1 protein-coding gene, 1 tRNA gene and 1 pseudogene are annotated in these 1296 nt (G+C 65.1%); all 3 read left to right on the top strand.

Annotation, left to right across the window (positions count from 1 at the left end; all coding sequences use genetic code 11):
• The coding region (locus tag IT540_RS20695; RefSeq protein ID WP_291181770.1) for a M24 family metallopeptidase at nt 1-204 on the top strand (204 nt) is incomplete at its 5' end.
• A gap of 64 nt (nt 205-268) precedes the next feature.
• Nucleotides 269-357: transfer RNA gene (locus IT540_RS20690), tRNA-Ser, on the top strand.
• Nucleotides 358-415: 58 nt separating this feature from the next.
• Nucleotides 416-1296, top strand: a pseudogene (locus IT540_RS20685) (hypothetical protein); the annotation flags it as partial.

Here is a 1296-nt window from a genome sequence, read left to right as displayed (position 1 = left end):
CTACGCTACCACGAAGGACCGTTCCTGGACCTGGGCGACGAGACGATCATCCAACCGGGCATGGTCTTCACCGTGGAGCCGGGCCTCTATTCGCCGGAATTGGGCGGTTTTCGTCACTCCGACACCGTCGTCGTGCGCGAGGATGGCGTCGAGATGCTGACCTACTACCCGCGCGATCTGGACAGCCTGATGCTCCCGGTCTGAGGCGCACGGCTCGCGCGATTCGGCATTGACCGGGCCAGAGGGGCCGTCTATAATCTCTGCGCCCGGAGAGGTCGCATAGCTGGTCTAGTGCGCTCGCTTGGAAAGCGAGTAGGGTGAAAGCCCTCGTGGGTTCGAATCCCACCCTCTCCGCCATTTTGGCGGCACGGCAGACGGCTTCGTCTGCCGTTTTCGTTCACGCGAAAGGACTGCCGTGAGCACTTCCACTCCCCCGCCAGAGCGTGTTGCGCCCGAGGAGGGCGTTCCCCTCCGTAAGCGCCTGCTGTTCCTCGGCATATTCACCCTCGTCATCCTGGCCATCGTGGGCGGGACGGCGCTGCTCGTCTGGACCGACATCCAAAACCGCCTGAGTTCACCACGCCGTGAGGTGGTAGCGCGTGCGGAGGGTGTCAGCGTCAGCACATTCCTGTCCCTGGACGTGGAGCGCGCTTTTCCGTCCGGCCTTGTCGACGATGGGCAGGGTGGCTTCCTGGTGACGCTGCTCGGCACAGGCGCTATCGACCGGGTATCTGCCGACGGAACCCGCAGCAACTTCCAGCAGTTGACCGCGCCGGGCGCTATTGCGCGGGGCGCGGACGGCGCGCTGTACGTGATCGACTATCAGTCTGCCGATTCGCGCACCTTTGGTCAGCTTAAGCGTATTGCGCCGGATGGGCAGGTCAGCTACTTCGGGGAAGCGCTCAACGAGGGCAAGCTGCCGCTCTTCGCCCAGCTCGCGGTTGATGGCGCGGGCAATGTTTACGTCTCACATCCGGATAATGCTTCGGTGTGGCGGGTGCCGCCCGAAGGGGTCGCGGCGCTGTGGTGGTCTGTGCCGCCGGTGGGTGGCGTGGCGGGTCAGCCGATTGGCCTGGCGTATGCGACGCGGGAAGATGCCCTTCTGATAGCCGATCCGGGCACCGGGTCGATCTACCGCCTGAGTCTGGCGGACGACGCGCCGGTCGCAGAGACGCTGTACCGGCAGGCCGGGCTAAACCTGCGCACGCTGGCTGTCGACTCGGCAGGCGCGGTGTACGTGACGTACTGGACCGCCGACAATGGCGTGTTAAGCCGCCTGGAGCCGGATGGTACGCT

Source organism: Hyphomicrobium sp. (assembly GCF_020852195.1).
Classification (GTDB): domain Bacteria; phylum Pseudomonadota; class Alphaproteobacteria; order Rhizobiales; family Hyphomicrobiaceae; genus Hyphomicrobium_C.
The sequence above is the reverse complement of the archived record's forward strand: the minus strand, read 5'-3'. Positions and strand labels throughout refer to the sequence as shown.